Source organism: Rhizobium grahamii (genome assembly GCF_009498215.1).
GTDB classification, from domain to species: domain Bacteria; phylum Pseudomonadota; class Alphaproteobacteria; order Rhizobiales; family Rhizobiaceae; genus Rhizobium; species Rhizobium grahamii_A.
This window is the reverse complement of sequence record NZ_CP043499.1, coordinates 1,440,307-1,455,025: the sequence shown is the minus strand read 5'-3', so window position 1 is coordinate 1,455,025 and position 14,719 is coordinate 1,440,307. Positions and strand designations below refer to the sequence as shown.

Below are 14,719 nucleotides of genomic sequence, written 5' to 3'. Positions count from 1 at the left end.
TTGCAAGGCGTCGATGTGCCCGAATGGTTTCGGCCGTTCGACGGTCACCGAAGACGGTCAACTTGTCCGTATATCCGCCATGGAAACGTATGCGGGGATGTCTCGAAACGTATGCTCGGAAAGCCACTTGTGGCGGGATGCTGCGTCTCGAAGGCTTGGTGTGGTTCGGTGTCCTTCACGGAACAGGTGGATCAGGATCGCAGCCGCCAATTCGACGTCGGGATCGTGCAAGTCCAATAGGCGCTCGTTTCGCCACTCGGTGAGCACTTCATCGACGATTCCGAGCTCGACAGTACTGAAGACAGTCGTAAAAAATGCATTCATTGCTACAAACTCAAATGTCATTGGTGCTTAATTCGCGGGGGTGCGACCGGCTCGCATCTGGCGCTGCGTAGCCGATCGGCAAGATCGGGTCGGTTAGGCAACGTCGCGGCGCCGATCTCGGCTTTTAAAATGCGCGATTCCGGTGATCGCGCGGACAATGGGAAGATCGATACCGCGCCGGTCGGCCAGTTCGAGTACCGCGTCGCAGATTGCGGCCAGCTCCAGAGGGTTGCCGCGCTCCAGATCCTGCAGCATGGAGGTTTTTATCTCTCCGAGCCGACGCCCGGATTCGAGGATTTCATCCGGATCCAGTTCAAGCTTCGATCCATATGCGGCGATAACCGGAAGAACTTCGTGGAGCATCTGCCTACTGATCGAAGCTAGATGTTTGTCTCCAAAGTTTTCGCCCAGCGTTGCACCGGTGATAGCGGTCACGGGGTTGGAGATCAGATTTCGTACGACCTTCGTCCAGACGGCATCCCTGATGCGTGAGGCCACGCGGACCTCGATACCTGAGCGCCTCAATATCCCAGCGAGATCTTCCAAGCGCTTGGATGGATGGTCGTCCAGCTCGCCTATCGTCAGATGCATCGGATGGATTGTGCGGGCCGTCCCCACTCGCAAGCGTTCCGCGGCGATCATCGTCGTGGTGCCAATAACCTGACGCGATGGAATGAGCTTCTTTATCACGTGATCGGGGTCGACGGAGGTGATGTCGAAGCCGCCCCAGCGGTCCCCCTCGCCGTCGAAATACCACCAAGGGATCCCGTTTATGAGCGGAACGATCATAGTGTGGTCCGCGATGAGTGGCTGAATATCCTTGGCCATCTCCGGCATGTCCTGCGACTTCGGGCAAAGAAACACGATGTCCTGCGGTCCGAAATCGCCAGCGCGGCCCACGCTGACCTGACTGTGATGCTCTCCTTCCAGATCAAACAGTCTGATGCCATTCCGTTTGATGAAGCCAATGCTCTCGCCACGAGCGACGAGGTTCGGTGCAAGACCCGCCAGGCTAAGGCGGGCGGCGATCGTGATGCCGATTGCGCCCGGCCCCACGACACAGATCGAGCCTGCGAATTCGTCTCTATTACCCATTGTGCATTCTCCTAGAATTACCGTGTCAGGAGAATTGGGCCGGCAGGCTTTGGAGCTATTACAGCTTCCGTATCAAGGGCTACAGATTTAACACGGGCACTTCCGAGAGATCGCGCGACTGATGTCCTGCCAGAGGTTTGTTGCAAAAGAAACGCGAGTCTGGACTTGCTGAAATCGTCTGGCAACGGAGCAGCGGGAAAGCTCCGGGTGAGTTCGAATTCGGGCGGATGTCGATGCCTGACAACTCAAGCTGTTTAGTAGCAATCAAAGGATGTTCATCAATGCGAGTGATCCTAGGGAGAGCCCTTTCAGGTCTCGTTATCGCCGTTCTCGTTGCCGACGCCGCCGTGAACTTGCTTGCACCTCGTGTGCTCGAGAACGAGATAGCAGCAGTTCAATTCCCCACAAGTCTGTCGCCTGTACTGGCGGTCATAATGCTGGTCTGCGCGGCCGTGTACGCGTTGCCCAAAACGTCATTTGTCGGAGCGGTCCTCATCACCGGCTTCTTCGGCGGAGCGATCGCCATTCATCTTCGCGTCGGCGAGATCTTTTCGCCTCCGCAGCTCGTGTCCCTTGTCCTTGGCGCCGCAACATGGGTTGGCATCTACTTGCGCGACACACGGTGGCAAGCGATGCTTTTTCGATCCAGGTAACTTTGGCTGTTTGTCCTGCCGGGTATGAAGATGTGCCGGGGCCAGGGGCGCGGCACGCACTATCCGGGGTGCGTTATCGATGCCTGACGGGCAGGTAACTTATCTATTCGGAGTGATGTCGATCACTTTGTCTCGGTCAATTTCAGAAAGATCGAGGTGCTCTTGCTTGGTGAGCGTCAATGACAGCGTGTACCGACATCTCTCGTCGCTGTCGTCGACGCTCATAACAATCGATATCTTGTTTTCGCGCTCGTCGATTGCTGCGTTGCTGAACGATAACATCATCGGCTCCTAGTATTGACAGGGCTTAGCTTGGTTCACGGCGTCGTAGCTTCGCTAGGCACCCATTTCAGAGGCTATTGTTCCCAGCGCGGTCATCAGCTGGGCAATATCAAGCGGCTTAGTGAGAAATGCCACCGCGCCACCTCTCATTGCGATCATTCGTGTCCGAGCGTCCTGCCGCGAAGTCACGAATATAATTGCAGGCGGACTGGTTTCCCTGACCAGCACGTTCTGAAGTTCCAGGCCGCTGCGGCCGGGCATGTTGACATCGAGGAGCACACACAAGACATCCTGTCGGTGTCGATCGAAAAGGAAGTGATCGGCTGATTCAAACGATCTGCTTTCGTAGCCGTATGACTCAAGCAGATCAGTCAAAGCTTCCCTGATCGAGATATCGTCGTCGACAATCGCTACTGCTGACTTTCGGGGCATGATTTCACCACCTGCGCTTCCTTGATGTGGCAATAGCTTCGCTGAAAACCCTGGTATCGGACATCATACGAGAGTCTATTGTTGCACCCCGATAGGTTTGGTCTGCACAACGGTTTGTGGGGCGACTTCATCTTGGTCTTTGCTCATTCTGGAGCAGGGGCGGCAAGTACGTCTTAGAGGGAGTTCGATGTCGGTAGTCCGCCGACGTCGCTTATCTCGGCGGCCACAAGCGGCGACACACGGAATTGCCAATAGAGACGGTCCCAAAGAGATTCCTCCGGATCCCGCGTCAGAAGCGCATCGATCGCTTCGCGATCCTGCGCTTGTTGTCTCCGGTTTTTCTGCGGCTCGAATTCGAATGCTGCTTGTTTCATGAAAACACCTCTCGATGCGAGGCGAAGCTAAATAATTCAATGATTTGGGGGAAGAAAGAACGTGGCTAGTACCTACCATACAAACGTATAGCCTACACAAACGATGGTTCGATTCCATCGACTTCGCCTGCTGCGGTAGCTTCGGCACCACAGTCATTTTGGAGCCGACCATGTATCGCAAAATGATCATGACCTGCCTGCTTGCCATCGCCTGTTTATGCATACCGACGGCAGGCTACGCCGACGAGGATCTGCCAGGCTCAACCGAGATGATGCGATCATGCGTGTCGTGATGCTGCTCATTCTTGCCGTGATGCTGGCCGGCGTGTTCGCGCCTCTGTTTGTTCCCGGTGAGTATGAGCAGATCCCACCGGGCGATCCACTGGAAGCGGAGATAGGCGGCCGCGGCAGGACTGATGCTCAACGGATGCCGCCTGATCAGTCACGGTTGCAGGCCGATCGGTGACGGATGACTGGCGACCCAAGCTGTTTCAGGAAGGTGCCGAAGCAATGAGACTATTTGACGAAGAGAGAAGGGCGGCCGGCAATGTCACGCGTTTGCCGGCGGGACGGGCAATCATCATGGCCGGTATCGTGTGCCTTGCGATAAGCCCGCAGGAAGCCAGAGCCGACAGCCTGGAGTGTGCGGAGATGGCCGATCTCAAAACGCCGCCTCTTGCCGCCGCGATAGCCAGTGTTGTCCCCAGCGGCGCGCAGCTCGCCGAGCCGAGCGTCACGGCATCCGCGATCACTGTTCTGCGCGAGCATGGCCTGTCTCCAAGCAATACCATCAATCACCTGATCGCGCTCTATTGTCCTTCGGTCTCCTCCGACGCGGCCTTATCGCATCAGGCCAAGGTCGCGCGGGTGCGCCAGTTCGCATCTCAGGCCACGAAGCTTGTCCTCGCGACAAACGGTGTCGACGACATCATCTTCAATGTCCCGATAGATCCCGCCGTCGCCGCGATATCGATCGCAAAAGCCGAGAAAGATGGGCTCGCGATCGAGCAATGGATCGCACAGAAGGTCGCGGCCGCCGCTGCGGCCGAATGACCTCGCCGCATCTCGCCAGTCGCAACCAGCAAAACACTTGAAAGGTCAAGGAATGTCTACCATCACAGCAAACGCCGGTATTGGCAAAGGCATCAAACATGTCGAAGAGAACTGGGGGTGGTTTGTCGCCCTTGGCGTCGGTCTGCTCATCGCGGGCGGGATCGCGAGCGCAAACCTGTTCCTCTCGACCCTGGCGTCGATCATCTACATTGCCGCAATGATGCTGGCCGGTGGGGTGATGCAGGTGCTCCATGGCTTCCTTTCCCATGGATGGAAGCGCCGGGCCATCTATGTACTCGGCGGCATACTCTACGCAGTCGCGAGCGCGTTCATCATTTCCGATCCGGTACTCTCAGCCGTCGGCATCTCGTTCGTCATTGGCGTGTTGCTGGTGGCGACCGGTGTGTTGCGGTCCTTGGCCGGCCTGCGTGATCGTTCGCGAACCGGCTGGGGCTGGCTCGTTGCGAGCGGCATCCTGACGCTTGGGGTTGGCGTCGTCATCCTCGCAACCTGGCCTGCCGTCGGTCTGGGGCTGCTTGGAGCGATGCTCACCGTCGACCTGATCTTCCAGGGGTGGAGCTACGTGGCATTCGGCTTGGCGCTCCGCGCAAGGCTCAACGGAGGAGAGTAGCACTCGCGACATTGCCGTTGCCGGCGCGTTGCAAAAAAGGACTTCCGATAAACCTTGGTATAGCTTCGCGACATGGGCCGGTCTCGAGTTGAGGCCGGCCCACAGTTGCCAAGTTGCCTACGCGAGCACAGCCTTGCGCTCCAGGAACGCTTCAAGACCGAACACGCCATACTCGCGTCCGATACCCGATTGCTTGAAGCCGCCGAAGGGAGCGAGCGGCTCGTGCGGCGCGGCATTTATGACAACGCGACCCGTATCGATGCGCTCCGCCAATTTCCGCATGTGAGCCATGTCGCTGCCATTGAGGTAGGACTGGAGGCCGTAGCTCGTATCGTTGGCGATCTGGATGGCTTCCTCCTCATCCCGGTAAGGAATGACACACAGCACCGGTCCGAAGATCTCCTCGCGAGCGATCCGCATGGTGTTGTTGACCTTCGTGAAGATCGTCGGCTGCGAGAACCAGCCGCGATCGATCCCTTCGGGGCGCCCCGGTCCTCCCGCAAGCAGCTCAGCACCCTCCTCGAGACCTAGCCGAATGTAGGACTGCACGCGCTCGTATTGCTTGCTGCTGACCATCGGTCCGATCATCACCTCGGCCTCGGTGGATTCGCCAGGCTTGAAAGTCTTGATCCCGTCCTTAAGCCGTTCGAGCACCTCGGCCATCCTGCTTTCCGGGACCAGAACGCGGGTGCCGGCCACGCAAGCCTGTCCGCTGTTCATCAGCCCCATCATCAGCACATTGGGGATGACCGTATTGAGATCGGCATCTTCGAGAATGATGTTCGGCCCCTTGCCGCCGAGTTCAAGCGTCACGCGCTTCAGCGTTTCGGCGCCGACGCGAAGGATCTCCTTGCCGACTGCCGTCGATCCGGTGAAGGTTACCTTCGCGATATCGGGATGACGGCTGAATTCCGCGCCGACCACGTCGCCGCGGCCGTTGACGATATTGAAGACGCCCTTCGGCACATCGGCTTCGTGCAGGCATTCGGTCAGGAGTTGCGTCTGGATCGCGCTCATCTCGCTCGGCTTCATGACGAGCGTCGTTCCTGCAGCGATCGCCGTCGCAAGCTTGGTGCAGATGAAGCCGTAATTGTTGTTCCAGGGGGTGATTGCCGCGGCGACCCCAACGGGCTGCATCGTCACCTCGGCGCGGCCGATGCGCTGCGTGAATTCGTACTCCTCGAGCACCTTCGCGAGGGTCAGAAAGGTCGCCGAGGCATTCGCAACCGAGAAGCCAGTGAAATACTGCGGAGCGCCGTATTCCTCGGCCATGGCGGCAGTGAGCTCCTGGCTACGCGCAGCGACCGCCGCGCTCAGCCGCTTCAGAATGGCGATGCGTTCGGCTTTGCTGCTTCTGGAAAAGGTCGGAAACGCTCGCTTGGCCGCCGCGATGGCCGCCCGGGCATCCTCCACGTCGCCGAGCCGTACCGTGCCGATCTTTTCCTCGGTCGAGGGGTTGAAGAGATCAGCGGTTTCGGTCCCGTGCGGGATGATGAACTGGCCGTCGATGTAGATCTTTTCGATGGTGTGCATTTTTGTCTCCGTGGAAGTGATGCCCTTCATCTAGCAATCGTCGATTGCTCTGATAAGCTGCTCAAAAATGGACAGGCTGATAAGGAATAACGGACAATGATGCGAGGGACCCTGGCGGAGCTGGAGGCGGTCATGACTGTCGCGGCACATGGCGGATTCCGTGCCGCGGCGCGCGAACTCGGAATATCGTCGTCGGCTCTTAGCCAGCAGATAGGGGCGCTGGAGTCGCGGATCGGAGTGCGTCTTTTCAATCGCACGACGCGTAGTGTCGCGTTGTCATCGGCAGGGGAGCAGTTCGTTGCCGAGATCACGCCGGCATTGGCGGCCATCCGCAATGCGCTTGATCTTGCGGATGAGCATCGTGCCGAGCCGACCGGAATACTCAGGATCAACACATCGCTCGGCGCTGCTCGTATGGTCCTGTCTCCGCTCGTGCTGGAATATCTGCGCCGTCACCCGAAGATGTCGGTGGAGATCGTCACTGAGGGTGCATTGGTGGACATCAATGCTCAGGGTTTCGATGCGGGTATCCGCATCCTGGAAGCCGTCCCGCCGGACATGATCGTCGCTCCGATCAGTCGCTTCGTCCGGCCGGCGATCGTCGCGTCGCCCGATTACTTTGCCGCGCATGGCCAGCCGCGCGTTCCTGCCGATTTGCAAAATCACGAGTGCATCCGAGGCCGCATGGCGAGCGGGGAAATATATCATTGGGAGTTCGAGCGGCGCGGGGAGACGTTCACGATGAACGTCCCGGGCCGGCTCGTTCTCGACGAGAGCGATATAATGCTGCACGCGACGAGAGCGGGTGCGGGGATTGCCTATCTCAACGAATGGCAGGTGGCTGAGGACCTCGCTTCCGGGCGGCTCGTGCGGATCCTGTCGGAGTGGACGTCGCCCTATCCGGGGCTATGCCTGTATTATCCAGGTCGGCGTCATATCCCGGCAAAACTCCGGGCCTTCGTCGATCTCATCAAGGAAATCCGGTGGGACTGAGCTCAACCCGAAGATAAGTCAACGGGCATAAATCCAGTCCTCCGTGCCCCGATCCCGCGTGGTGCCAAGCGTCCACGGACAGGGGCGAGTGCGTCATTTTTCCGCTCACATATACGGAAGGATACCTGTTCCGTCCGAGCGTATGGCTTCAAAGCGCATGCCTGCCAAAGCAATCTGGCGATGCCGTACATCAGATAGGGATCCTCCGATGCTTTCCATCAAACTGCCAACCGCCCACAAAACCTCTGCTTCAGCAGCCATGCTGATCGTTGCGATGCTGGGATTGACGTCATGCCAGACCGAGGCTGAGTCAGTACAGCATAAAGAGGACGGACTGGCGGCCGCAGGCTTCATCGTGCGTCCGGCCAACACGCCGGCTCGCCAGGCCATGCTGAAACGACTTCCTGCGAACAAGTTTCTGACCCGCACCCATGGCGATACGGTCAGCTACGTCTATGCCGATCCGCTCGGCTGCCAATGCCTCTATGTCGGCAGCCAGCAGGCCTATGACCGCTACCGTGCCACGCGGCTTCAGGAGAAGATCGCGAACCGCCAGCTGCTTGCAGCGCAAACCTACCAGGATGCCACATGGGATTGGAACGTCTGGGGACCTTCGGTCACCGGCTTTTATGGCTACGGTGGATACGGCTGGTAAGCGAACAGACGACGCATGGAGATCCTTTGGCTTCGACGTGGTCTCCATGCAGCCCACAGGGTTTTATGCAATCACCAAGACAATGGTGAAAGCCTACCGGGCTCGCGGAGCATGCGTTCCGCGATTGCGACGGCGAATTGCTACAAATGTCAGACAATTAGAAACCGATGACATCGATGAGCAGTCGTCAACTGCCACTCTAGAACGCAACAGCATCCGGTTCATCACGCGGCCTCGACGGCGCGAGTGAAACTCAACGACCAATGTCTTCAACCGTGCCGCCTGTCTTTCGATTGGCGGTCAAGGAGCTCGCCTATGTTTGCTCGACGCGGTCTCGGAACGCCCGCATCCACCCCGTCGTTGGCCGGCGCCGTTCTTGTCGTTGAGCCTGACAACGCTCTTTCAAGAGAAGTTTCTCAGCACTTGAGCAGCAGTGGTTTGAAGGCAAGCATTGCGAACAGCGTGGAGTCCGCTATCGAGGCCGTCTCTCAGACGGCATTCTCGTATGCGATCACCGAACTCAAGTTCGATATGGGAAGCGGGTTTGACGTGCTGAATGCCCTGATTGCGCACCAGCCGAATTGCAGGACAGTCGTATTCACGTCCCACTGCACGCCTGGAATTGCGTTGCGTGCCGTCCAAGCCGGCGCAGGGGACGTGATCCCGAAACCGACGGACGTGGATTTTCTGATCGGGATCCTGCTCCGCCGAGATATGTTGCATGCTCCAGGCGCAGCGCCGCTGCCGACGCCGAACTCAATCCGCGACGAACATATCCGTGAAGTATTTCTCTCTAGCGGATCGAACGTGGCGCGTGCCGCAAATCGCCTATCGATGCATCGAAGAACATTGCAGCGCATTATGAAGCGGCTGCCCGACCTGCGGGCGGAGAGATAATTTCTCTCACTCAGAAGACGGTCAACGACTAGCTGTCGATGCTAAATACGGTGGGCGTCGCAGGCGCTATTCGCTCATCCCGGAACACGGCAAACCAGCGGGTCCCATCGAGGGCGCAGATAGCGCCGATCGTTGCTACCGCAGGGAAGCTGAGCAAGTTCGCCTTGCCTAGAGGCCGCTGCGCAACGCGCTGTTTGCCGGACGCTTGTCGTCTGCTTGCTTCTTCAGCGCGCGATGGCGGCTCACGCGTTCGTTGGCACGAACCAGTTCAGCAACGGAGGTCACCTCCATCTTCTTCATCATGCTTGCGCGGTGCAGCTTCACAGTGATTTCGCTGAGCCCGAGCCTGTAGGCAATTTGCTTGTTCATGAGCCCCTCCACGACCGCCTGCAGGACGTCTCGTTCCCGCGGGGACAAGGCGTCCATCCGCGAACCGAAGCCATCAAACTCGCGCATCTTCCTGCGGCGGACGGCGTCCTGCTCGATCGCCGTCAGCACCGAGTCCAGCATATCCTGATCTCGGAATGGCTTTGTCAGGAAATCGATCGCCCCGGCTTTCATTGCCCTGACGCTCATCGAGATGTCGCCGAATCCTGTCATGAATACGATCGGGAGTGTGCTGCCGTTTCTCTCAAGATACTCCTGGAGATCCAACCCATTCAGCCGGGAAGCCTCACATCGAGGACGATGCAGCCAGGTCGGGCAAGCTCCGCGCGGTCAAGAAATTCCTCCGGACTCGCAAATGCGGTCGCCTGAAGGTTCATCGATTGGAACAGGTCGATCAAGGACTCACGCATCGAGACGTCGTCCTCGACGATATTGATGATTGGGCCGCTGATGTTGCGCAGCGGTGCGGTCGATTCAGGCATCAGCTTTCTCCTTGGGCAGCCGGATCTCAAACAGGGCGCCTCCCTCGGGATGGTTGCGCGCCTCAAGCGTTCCTCCTCTGGCCTCGATAGCGCTCCTGCAGATCGACAGGCCCATACCCATCCCGTTCTTTTTCGTCGTGAAGAATGGTGTGAATATTTTCCGTGCCGCTTCCAGGTCCAGCCCGTTGCCGGTGTCGCGGACGGAGATCAGAACGTGCTCTCCATCATGCTCGTTCTTCAACGTGATCGTCACGAGCCTTCGCTTTGCAGCGGCGGCAGCGATCGCGTGAGCCGCGTTGGAGATGAGGTTTATCAGGACCTGCTGCATCTCGATCTTGATGCCGGGCACCGAAGGAATTTCTTCTTCCTGGATAATTTCGACGGCGGTGCGTTCCCGCTGAAGATCGTGCTCCATCAATGTCAGCGTCTCACTGAGAAGAGCGTTGAGATCGATATGCTCGGCTTCAGGCGGAGTCGCTGACAGCATTGAGCGGGTGTTCTTGATGATCTCGCTTGCGCGGTTGCCGTCGCGGAGGATTCGCTCTGCGGAGCGGCGTGTCGCCTCAAGATCAGGCGGATCTTTTGCCAGCCACCTGAGCAGCGTCTGGGAGTTTACAACGATTGCGCCGAGCGGCTGGTTAAGCTCGTGCGCGAGGGATGCGGAAAGGACCCCAACGGTTGCTGCCTTCGATGCTCGGCTGAGCTCCGCCTGAGCCTCTGCCAGCGTCTTTCGCGCCTCTTCCCTCTGCGTGACATCCACCATGCTGACGACCACACGGTTGAACGCCGACGTATCGTCGGGAAAGCCGATGCTGAGCAGAACGGACTTTGTCTCGCCGTTCTCGCTGATGACTTCCGCGTCGTGTTCAAGATGAGACGCGCCATCCATGATCGCTTGCAGCACTTCGGTGATTGCCGCGCTGTCTGGCGGAATGTAGCCGGCCATCGCGCAGTTGGAGGGGTGATCGGGAGTCGCTCCCAGTAAATCGTTTGCCGCGGCATTGGCCGCGACGATCTCGATCATCTGGATGCAGTCCCGGATGAATTCCGGATTGTCGCGCGCGTGAAGCTTGATGTCGCTGATGCCCCGCGCTTTCAGCGAGACGAGATGGTGGCGCAGACGCGAATAGTCGCGCTCCCAAAGAGCGACCCTTGTCCCGTGGAAAATTGAACGATAGCGCGTTTCGCTTTCACGAAGGGCGGAATTCATCCGCAGCAGCTCAGCCTTTGCCTCGTCATTTCGGACCAGCAACGCTGTCGTTACCGCAAGCGAGGCCAAGGCGACGACAAGCCGCAGGAATGCCTGCATGTCGGGATCCGGACCGTGGCCAAAGAAAAACGCGAAAAGGGTCAGCGCGATGAACGCCGCAGATAGCGCCATCAGACCTTTGCGATTGGCGGCCTGGGCGGCGAACAGAAGGGCTATCGAGTAGAGGACCGCAACCGCGCCTTCGATCCCTGTGAACATATCGACGGCAAATACCGCTGAACCGATCAGGAGAGACAGGCCGCCGAAAACCAGGTCATGGTGTTCTGCCTCATGTGTTGCAAATAGTCCGTGAAAGCCGATTGCCATTTCTTCAACCCATTTCGATCAAAGCATCAGTCATTTCGTTTTGTCAGATCTGAGTCGGCGAACTGGTGCTCGCCGGCGACAGCCAATCCGGGTACCTGCATCAAGTGAGAGGCGGCGGCTCGACAGGAATCTCGGCGCCGAACATGTAGTCGGGCTGCTTGTCTGATGGCGTCAGCTAAACCGCGCCATGTGTCTCGAAGATTTCAAGGATCGGGACGTTATGTATCCCACCATGTCTGATGGTAGCCGCTGCGACTGCGAGGATGCATCGGCAAGGCCTTCGTAGCCGACAGCGGAAATAAACAAGGGCCGCCTCTTGAGGGGGAGGAGGAGAGGCGGCCCTTGGCGGATCGGAGGGCGATCCGCGACTTCGGCGCGATGAGGGGTGGTCGCCGAAGTCAATTCGTCTTTTGAGGCGCGTGGGCCTGCTCGAAGTCGGTCGAAAGGCTGAGCTCTTCCCAACCATCAAGCTCAACTTGCCACCGTTGGCTTGCCGCGCGGATTGCTTTTACAGCGTCACTTCCCAGCGCAAGCCTGAGCGGGGGTGCGTTGGACTGAGCGACTTGCAAGATCGCTTGAGCGGCCTTCTTTGGATCGCCGGGTTGGCGTCCGTCATAGGCGCGCTGTGTTCTGGCCGCAGCGCCGACAACCTGATCGTATTCGGGACGGCCGAAATTCAGCGTGGTCGAGGCGCCGGCGAAGTCCGTTCTGAAGCCGCCCGGCTCGATGATCGTCACCTTGACGCCAAACAGAGCCATCTCGCCGGCAAGGACCTCCGAGAAACCTTCCACGCCCCATTTTGCCGCGGAATAGGCGCCACGTCCCGGTGCTCCGAGGCGGCCACCCACCGAGGAAAAATTTATGAAGTGTCCGCTGCGCTGCTCTCGGAAGACCGGGATCACCGCCTTGGTGACCATGATGGTCCCGAACAGGTTCGTCTCGATTTCGTTTCGTATGTCGGCCAGTGTCGCATCTTCGATGGAATTGATCGTGCCGTATCCTGCATTGTTGACGACGACATCGAGCCCGCCGAATTGATCGACAGCTCTCTCGACAGTTGCGGAAACTTCGTCGGCGTTCGTCACGTCCAAACGCAGGATCATCACCCGGTCGCCATATCGCAGCGACAGATCGGCGAGCCCGTCGGTGTCGCGAGCAGTCGCAACGACATGATGTCCGTTGTCCAGGGCGGCGTGGACGATCGCGCGGCCAAGACCCTTGGAGCTTCCAGTCACTAACCAACGTTGCTTCATCGCCAATCTCCGAGACTTTGTTTGCCCCGGATCGTTGGCTCCGCATGTATCTGGTGAATTTCGGAAGACCGCAGTTTTTGCAATGTCGTGTAAGTTTCGGCGGTGACGACATATCAGGATACAAACGCCGGCGGTCCTCCAGGTGCGGCGTCCGAATAAACCCTTCATTACAGACGAAATACATCCGACCGAATCTGAAACGAAAACTTGGCTTTGGGAACGCACTACTGACATCGATCAAGGGCTGCAGAGTATGCCCTCGGGGTAACAGCCCGACACGTCAGTAAAGCAACCGCAGAGATTCCGATGGCCAGCCGATTTTCAGATTCTCGAACGCGCTGTGATCCCGAAGCGGGTCTCAGGTACAGACTCAGCACTATGCGCAACCGGCTGATATCCGTCACGATTGCAGGGGTGCTGCTGGCGCACGGAGCCCTTGCACTCGGCGTGTATCAAATGCAGGAGAACTTGCATGAACGTCGCGATCCACAATTGGATAGGGCGACGCCGGTAGAGTACGCGGCACTCACAAATCAGATGGCCCTCGATTCCGGGTTTCAGACTCGGCGGATGCCAGAAAGCTTGCCGGCCGGATCGTTTCAACGGGTCGAGGCGGATCGTCCTGAGTTCGATGCAATCGCGGCCCCTGTGCCATCCTTTGCGCGGTTGGAGCTTTCCGCAGCGACTGTCGATCCGCTGGCGGCGATGGTCGGAAGCCATATCGTTCTTCTGCTGCTGATTGGTCTGATGTTCGCTTATGTGATCCGCACGACAATCAGGCCACTGTCGCAAATCACCTCGGCCGTCAGTGCATTGGGGCCCGAACGTCTCGGCCACGAACTTGAAGAGAATGGACCACCCGAAGTGGCTGCCATGGCAAGGGCATTCAATACGATGCGCCGCCGCATGAGGGGCCACATGGACGAGCGGATCCAAATGCTCTCCGCCTTCTCTCATGACATGCAAACACCGATCACCCGGATGCGACTTCGAGCAGAGCTGGCAAACACGTTTCCGGATAGGGAGAAGTTCTTGCGAGATCTCGACGAGACTGAACGCCTGATCAGAGAGGGAATGGCCTATGCGCGAAATGCGCATGTGAGGCAGGAGGAAATCAGGTCCGTTGATCTGCATGCATTCATCGATTGCCTTGTCATGGACTATCAGGAAACCGAGCGGGCCGTGAGCGTTATCGGCAATGTGGGCGGCGTGATCATGACCCGGCCTCAGGCGTTGCGGCGCGCGCTCACGAATTTCGTCGACAATGCGCTCAAATTTTCCGGCGCTGCCGAAGTGCGCGTTGCGCACAAAGACAACGGCAGAATCGTGATCTCGGTGTTGGACCGTGGTCCCGGTATAGCGGAGGAACTGCTCGAGAGAGTCAAAAAGCCCTTTGTGAGGGGGGCACAGTCGGCGACGGGTCAGGTCCAGGGGACAGGCCTCGGTCTGGCGATTGCTCAGCAGCTTGCTGCCAGCCTGGACGCGAGTTTCAACCTTCGGCAGCGGGCCGGCGGCGGTTTGATTGCCGAGCTGATACTATCGACTACCGTCCTGCAAGCGTCGGACACTCCGCGGTTGGAAGCGGCTCTGGCGTCAGCTTGAGGGAAGCGGGCGGACCACCTCAATGCACGTGCGGAGAGACGCTTCACCGTCCCCGGTTGCTCTCTTTCAGACGTAATTAGAATCCGACTTTGGTGGCGGTTCAATAATAGGGCCTCTGAAACTTCGATAGGATTCTTATGACTTCGCCAAATTGACCGAGCATGATGCTCACACCTCTGCCAGCCCAGAGGTCTCGCCTCAACACGAACAGGAACCACGCAGACCTTCGGGATCTTTGCCACGGGATACGTTTTTCGTCAGCTAGGCGGGATTGTTGCTCGCGCATCTTGGCGACTTGTTCGGCGGGAAAAGGGTATTCGCCTTTTCAGTTCTTCTCATGGCCGCTTCGACGCTCGGTGTTGATCTGTCGCCGTCTGATAAGGTGATCGGCCCGGTGGCCCCCGGTTCTCTTGGTCTTGCTGAGGATTACACAGGGCATTGCCACTGGGGGCGAAGTCTGCGGCGCGTGGATCTTTGTCGCTAAGTACGTTCGCCAT

General features: G+C 58.4%; 14 protein-coding genes and 1 pseudogene. 8 read left to right on the top strand and 7 right to left on the bottom strand.

The annotated features are described in order from the left end of the window. Positions 1 to 417 precede the first annotated feature (417 nt). Entirely contained in the window at positions 418 to 1,380 is a 963-nt protein-coding gene (locus FZ934_RS25480; RefSeq protein ID WP_246737945.1) for a ketopantoate reductase family protein, read from the bottom strand. 179 nt (positions 1,381 to 1,559) lie between these two features. Here FZ934_RS25480 and FZ934_RS25475 point away from each other — a divergent pair, with 179 nt between their 5' ends. Then, entirely contained in the window at positions 1,560 to 2,072 is a 513-nt protein-coding gene (locus FZ934_RS25475; RefSeq protein WP_246737944.1) for a DoxX family protein, read from the top strand. A gap of 336 nt (positions 2,073 to 2,408) precedes the next feature. Here the strand turns inward: FZ934_RS25475 and FZ934_RS25470 are convergent, their stop codons facing one another. Together FZ934_RS25470 and FZ934_RS25465 are read right to left on the bottom strand one after the other, a co-directional pair. After that, positions 2,409 to 2,786 carry a response regulator transcription factor gene (locus tag FZ934_RS25470; protein ID WP_153273580.1) on the bottom strand — a complete coding sequence of 126 codons (378 nt, stop codon included), beginning with the start codon at positions 2,784 to 2,786 and terminating at the stop codon, positions 2,409 to 2,411. A 173-nt stretch (positions 2,787 to 2,959) separates the two neighbouring features. Then, complete coding sequence (locus FZ934_RS25465; protein ID WP_153273579.1) at positions 2,960 to 3,160, bottom strand: hypothetical protein; 201 nt, start codon at positions 3,158 to 3,160, stop codon at positions 2,960 to 2,962. 280 nt (positions 3,161 to 3,440) lie between these two features. Between FZ934_RS25465 and FZ934_RS25460 the strand changes: the two genes are divergently transcribed. From FZ934_RS25460 to FZ934_RS25450, 3 genes are read left to right on the top strand one after another with little or no spacing between them, the layout of a single operon-like run. After that, a complete protein-coding gene (locus FZ934_RS25460) occupies positions 3,441 to 3,626 on the top strand; it encodes a hypothetical protein (RefSeq protein WP_153273578.1) in 186 nt (61 codons plus the stop codon). Between the two features lie 44 nt (positions 3,627 to 3,670). Then, positions 3,671 to 4,213: a hypothetical protein gene (locus FZ934_RS25455; protein WP_153273577.1), complete on the top strand. Its 543-nt coding sequence runs from the start codon at positions 3,671 to 3,673 to the stop codon at positions 4,211 to 4,213. A 52-nt stretch (positions 4,214 to 4,265) separates the two neighbouring features. Beyond that, entirely contained in the window at positions 4,266 to 4,844 is a 579-nt protein-coding gene (locus tag FZ934_RS25450; RefSeq protein WP_194273830.1) for an HdeD family acid-resistance protein, read from the top strand. Positions 4,845 to 4,961: 117 nt separating this feature from the next. Here the strand turns inward: FZ934_RS25450 and FZ934_RS25445 are convergent, their stop codons facing one another. Further along, on the bottom strand, positions 4,962 to 6,377 hold the full coding sequence (locus tag FZ934_RS25445) for an aldehyde dehydrogenase family protein (RefSeq protein ID WP_153273575.1): 1,416 nt from the start codon (positions 6,375 to 6,377) through the stop codon (positions 4,962 to 4,964). A 96-nt stretch (positions 6,378 to 6,473) separates the two neighbouring features. Here FZ934_RS25445 and FZ934_RS25440 point away from each other — a divergent pair, with 96 nt between their 5' ends. From FZ934_RS25440 to FZ934_RS25430, 3 genes are all read left to right on the top strand, one after another. Continuing rightward, positions 6,474 to 7,370 carry a LysR family transcriptional regulator gene (locus FZ934_RS25440; protein ID WP_153273574.1) on the top strand — a complete coding sequence of 299 codons (897 nt, stop codon included), beginning with the start codon at positions 6,474 to 6,476 and terminating at the stop codon, positions 7,368 to 7,370. Between the two features lie 208 nt (positions 7,371 to 7,578). Next, a complete protein-coding gene (locus FZ934_RS25435; protein WP_246737943.1) occupies positions 7,579 to 8,025 on the top strand; it encodes a hypothetical protein in 447 nt (148 codons plus the stop codon). Between the two features lie 315 nt (positions 8,026 to 8,340). Further along, a complete protein-coding gene (locus FZ934_RS25430) occupies positions 8,341 to 8,922 on the top strand; it encodes a response regulator transcription factor (RefSeq protein WP_153273573.1) in 582 nt (193 codons plus the stop codon). A 168-nt stretch (positions 8,923 to 9,090) separates the two neighbouring features. On the opposite strand, the pseudogene FZ934_RS25425 reads toward FZ934_RS25430, so the two are convergent. From FZ934_RS25425 to FZ934_RS25415, 3 genes and pseudogenes are all read right to left on the bottom strand, one after another. Continuing rightward, positions 9,091 to 9,791: pseudogene (locus FZ934_RS25425) on the bottom strand (response regulator transcription factor). Continuing rightward, positions 9,784 to 11,367: a sensor histidine kinase gene (locus FZ934_RS25420; protein WP_153273572.1), complete on the bottom strand. Its 1,584-nt coding sequence runs from the start codon at positions 11,365 to 11,367 to the stop codon at positions 9,784 to 9,786. The pseudogene FZ934_RS25425 and the gene FZ934_RS25420 overlap by 8 nt, the downstream one beginning before the upstream one ends. Before the next feature lie 398 nt (positions 11,368 to 11,765). Next, positions 11,766 to 12,620: an oxidoreductase gene (locus FZ934_RS25415; protein WP_153273571.1), complete on the bottom strand. Its 855-nt coding sequence runs from the start codon at positions 12,618 to 12,620 to the stop codon at positions 11,766 to 11,768. Positions 12,621 to 12,998: 378 nt separating this feature from the next. On the opposite strand from FZ934_RS25415, the gene FZ934_RS25410 reads away from it, so the two are divergent. After that, positions 12,999 to 14,222 carry an ATP-binding protein gene (locus FZ934_RS25410; protein WP_194273829.1) on the top strand — a complete coding sequence of 408 codons (1,224 nt, stop codon included), beginning with the start codon at positions 12,999 to 13,001 and terminating at the stop codon, positions 14,220 to 14,222. The last annotated feature ends 497 nt before the right edge of the window (positions 14,223 to 14,719 follow it).

What these genes read in the sequence shown, in the direction of transcription:
- FZ934_RS25470 (WP_153273580.1), bottom strand. Translation starts at nt 2,786, where the DNA reads ATGCCCCGAAAGTCAGCAGTAGCGATTGTCGACGACGATATCTCGATC.
- FZ934_RS25465 (WP_153273579.1), bottom strand. Translation starts at nt 3,160, where the DNA reads ATGAAACAAGCAGCATTCGAATTCGAGCCGCAGAAAAACCGGAGACAA.
- FZ934_RS25460 (WP_153273578.1), top strand. Translation starts at nt 3,441, where the DNA reads ATGCGTGTCGTGATGCTGCTCATTCTTGCCGTGATGCTGGCCGGCGTG.
- FZ934_RS25455 (WP_153273577.1), top strand. Translation starts at nt 3,671, where the DNA reads ATGAGACTATTTGACGAAGAGAGAAGGGCGGCCGGCAATGTCACGCGT.
- FZ934_RS25450 (WP_194273830.1), top strand. Translation starts at nt 4,266, where the DNA reads ATGTCTACCATCACAGCAAACGCCGGTATTGGCAAAGGCATCAAACAT.
- FZ934_RS25445 (WP_153273575.1), bottom strand. Translation starts at nt 6,377, where the DNA reads ATGCACACCATCGAAAAGATCTACATCGACGGCCAGTTCATCATCCCG.
- FZ934_RS25440 (WP_153273574.1), top strand. Translation starts at nt 6,474, where the DNA reads ATGATGCGAGGGACCCTGGCGGAGCTGGAGGCGGTCATGACTGTCGCG.
- FZ934_RS25435 (WP_246737943.1), top strand. Translation starts at nt 7,579, where the DNA reads ATGCTTTCCATCAAACTGCCAACCGCCCACAAAACCTCTGCTTCAGCA.
- FZ934_RS25430 (WP_153273573.1), top strand. Translation starts at nt 8,341, where the DNA reads ATGTTTGCTCGACGCGGTCTCGGAACGCCCGCATCCACCCCGTCGTTG.
- FZ934_RS25420 (WP_153273572.1), bottom strand. Translation starts at nt 11,367, where the DNA reads ATGGCAATCGGCTTTCACGGACTATTTGCAACACATGAGGCAGAACAC.
- FZ934_RS25415 (WP_153273571.1), bottom strand. Translation starts at nt 12,620, where the DNA reads ATGAAGCAACGTTGGTTAGTGACTGGAAGCTCCAAGGGTCTTGGCCGC.
- FZ934_RS25410 (WP_194273829.1), top strand. Translation starts at nt 12,999, where the DNA reads ATGCGCAACCGGCTGATATCCGTCACGATTGCAGGGGTGCTGCTGGCG.